General features: G+C 70.8%; 2 protein-coding genes. Both read left to right on the top strand.

What is annotated here, in order from left to right; genetic code table 11:
• On the top strand, positions 1-1,015 hold a 1,015-nt coding region (locus tag DEIPI_RS27975; RefSeq protein ID WP_045233509.1), incomplete at its 5' end, for a monooxygenase.
• Between the two features lie 17 nt (positions 1,016-1,032).
• Positions 1,033-2,488: UvrD-helicase domain-containing protein (locus DEIPI_RS41155; RefSeq protein ID WP_045233508.1), on the top strand; the 1,456-nt coding region annotated here is incomplete at its 3' end.

Below are 2,488 nucleotides of genomic sequence, written 5' to 3'. Positions count from 1 at the left end.
CGCCGCGAACGTGCCCGCCGCGAAGGTCCCGAGCGTCCGCGCGGACCTCACCCTGAAACCCGCGAGGGCGTACGCGCCCGACACGAAGCTCACGGACGACTACCGCTGCCTCGTCCTCGACCCGGCCCTGAAGGAGGACCGCTTCGTGACGGGCTACGACATCCAGCCCGGTCGAGGCGCGCAGGTTCACCACGTGATCCTCTTCGGGGTGGGCCCCGAGGGTCGCGACGAGGTGAAGCGCAGGGACGGCGCGGACGGACGGCCCGGCTGGACCTGCTTCGGCGGGCCCGGCGTGGGCGGCAGCACGGGCCTGCCCGGCGTGATCGGCTCGTGGACGCCCGGCACGGTGCCCACCGCGTACCCCGCCGGGACGGGCGTGAAGGTCCCGGCGGGCGGCCTCGTCGTGATGCAGGTGCACTACAACCTCGCGGGTGGCCACGAGCCGGACGTGACGACCGCGCGGCTCGAACTCGCGCCCCTCACCGCGAAGGTGGACCCGCTGAGCCTGCTGGTGTCCATCGCGCCCGTCGAGATCCCCTGCGCGGGCCCGGCGGGTGGGAAGGACTGCGAGCGGCGCGAGTCGCTGCGGCAGGCGGTCCGAGAGGAGGGCCAGAACGCCCTGACGCGCGTGCAGGGCCTCCTCGCGTACTGCGGGAAGTCGGCGGAGGACTTCGCGAAGCAGGACGGGCGCCGCGTCACGAGCACCTGCGACCGCCCGGTGCGGCGCGACATGCGGGCGCTCGGCGCGATCCTGCACATGCACACGCGCGGCGTGAGCGCGCGGCTCGAACTCAACCCCGGCACGCCCGGCGCGCGCACCCTGCTCGACATTCCCGCCTGGGACTTCCACTGGCAGGGCGCGTACTTCTACGAGCAGCCCGTCGCCCTGAAGCAGGGAGACACGGTGCGGATCACCTGCACCTGGGACAACACCCGCGTGCAGCCGCAGCGCTACGTCGTGTGGGGCGAGGGCACGTCCGACGAGATGTGCCTCGGGGCCTTGACGGTGCGGTGAAGCGCTAGAATCCTCCGGTGAGTACCGACCTCCTCTCGCAGCTCAACCCCGCCCAGGCGGAGGCCGCCGCGCACTTCACCGGCCCCGCGCTCGTGGTGGCGGGCGCCGGGAGCGGCAAGACGCGCACCCTGATCTACCGCATCGCGCACCTCATCCGCGAGCACGACGTGCAGCCCGGCGAGGTCCTCGCCGTCACCTTCACCAACAAGGCCGCCGCCGAGATGCGCGAGCGCGCCGGGCACCTCATCGAGGGCGCGGGCGAACTCTGGATGAGCACCTTCCACTCGGCGGGCGTGCGTATCCTGCGCGCCTACGGCGAGTACATCGGCCTGCGGCGCGGCTTCGTCATCTACGACGACGACGACCAGCTCGACCTGCTCAAGGAGGTCATGGGCAACCTGCCCGGCGTCGGCCCCGACGCGAATCCCCGCCAGTTGCGCGCCGTCATCGACCGCGCCAAGGGCAACCTCTGGACGCCCGAGGACCTCGCGAGAAGCGGCGAGGACATGATGGCGGGCCTCCCGCGCGCCACCGCCGTGGAAGGCTACCGCCGCTACCAGGCCCGCCTGCGCGGAACGAACGCCATCGACTTCAACGACCTCATCGTGGAGACCGTGCGGCTCTTCCGCGAGATGCCCGCCGTGCTCAACAAGATCCAGAACCGCGCGCGCTTCATCCACGTGGACGAGTACCAGGACACCAACCGCGCGCAGTACGAACTGACACGTCTACTTGCAAGTCGTGACCGCAACTTGCTGGTCGTGGGCGACCCGGACCAGTGCCTGCCTCCCGACACGCTGGTGCGCACGACACGTGGCTGCGTACGCATCGAGGACGTCCGGGAGGGCGACTGCACCTTCGGCACCGGGGGCGGGAAGACCCTCGTGCCGTCCGTCGTGCGTCACGTGAAGCGCGGCCACTACCGGGGCTCGATGTGGCGGATCAACGCCGGCGGCAAAACGCTGGAAGGGACGCCCCATCACGTGCTGCTCTCGCGGATCGAACCGACCGAGGGCAAGTGGTACGTGTACCTGATGTACCGCGAGGATCGCGGGTACCGCGTCGGCATCACGAAGAGCATGCGCTCGGGTGACGACGGCAAGTCCGAGCACGGCTTCCGGGTGCGGCTCAATCAGGAGCACGGCGACAAGCTCTGGGTGCTGCGCGTCTGCGGCACCGCCCAGGAGGCCCGCTTTCACGAGGTGCTGTACTCGGCCCGCTACGGCCTGCCGACCGTCCTGTTCCACGCCGTGGGCCGCAACCTCGCCTTCGACGACGACCACCTGCGGCGGCTGTACGAGGCCCTCGACACGCGCTCCGCCGCCGAACGACTCATGAGGGACCTGCACCTCCACCCGGACTTCCCGCACTACCGGCCGCAGAACGGCGCGCGCCGTCACACCGTCAACGTCGTGATGTACCAGGACAACCGGCATGGCGGCGCCACGAGCTGGGGTTCCTGGACGTCAGGGG

It is taken from the genome of Deinococcus pimensis DSM 21231, from assembly GCF_000519345.1.
In the GTDB taxonomy this organism is placed as follows: domain Bacteria; phylum Deinococcota; class Deinococci; order Deinococcales; family Deinococcaceae; genus Deinococcus_A; species Deinococcus_A pimensis.
Note: the sequence above shows the minus strand (reverse complement) of the source record. Positions and strands in the feature narration are given on the sequence as shown.